This is a genomic window from Vibrio sp. 2132-1, from assembly GCF_033344315.1.
Genome location: NZ_JAWPON010000769.1, coordinates 1 through 536, shown reverse-complemented (window position 1 = coordinate 536; position 536 = coordinate 1). Strand labels below are relative to the sequence as shown.

At 49.3% G+C, this 536-nt stretch carries 1 protein-coding gene; it reads left to right on the top strand.

Going from position 1 to position 536, the window contains the following annotated elements; translation table 11 throughout:
• Window positions 1-84 precede the first annotated feature (84 nt).
• The coding region (dfrA14, locus tag R8N47_RS27885; protein ID WP_318186446.1) for a trimethoprim-resistant dihydrofolate reductase DfrA14 at window positions 85-536 on the top strand (452 nt) is incomplete at its 3' end.

Sequence of the window (536 nt, the reverse complement as noted above, 5' to 3'; positions counted from 1 at the left end):
CCTAACCCTTCCATCGAGGGGGACGTCCAAGGGCTGGCGCCCTTGGCCGCCCCTCATGTCAAACGTTAACCCAGGATGAGAACCTTGAAAGTATCATTGATGGCTGCGAAAGCGAAAAACGGCGTGATTGGTTGCGGTCCAGACATACCCTGGTCCGCGAAAGGGGAGCAGCTACTTTTTAAAGCATTGACCTACAATCAGTGGCTTCTGGTGGGTCGCAAGACGTTTGAATCTATGGGCGCACTCCCCAATAGGAAATACGCGGTCGTTACCCGCTCAGGTTGGACATCAAATGATGACAATGTAGTTGTATTTCAGTCAATCGAAGAGGCCATGGACAGGCTAGCTGAATTCACCGGTCACGTTATAGTGTCTGGTGGCGGAGAAATTTACCGAGAAACATTACCCATGGCCTCTACGCTCCACTTATCGACGATCGACATCGAGCCAGAGGGGGATGTTTTCTTCCCGAGTATTCCAAATACCTTCGAAGTTGTTTTTGAGCAACACTTTACTTCAAACATTAACTATTGCTA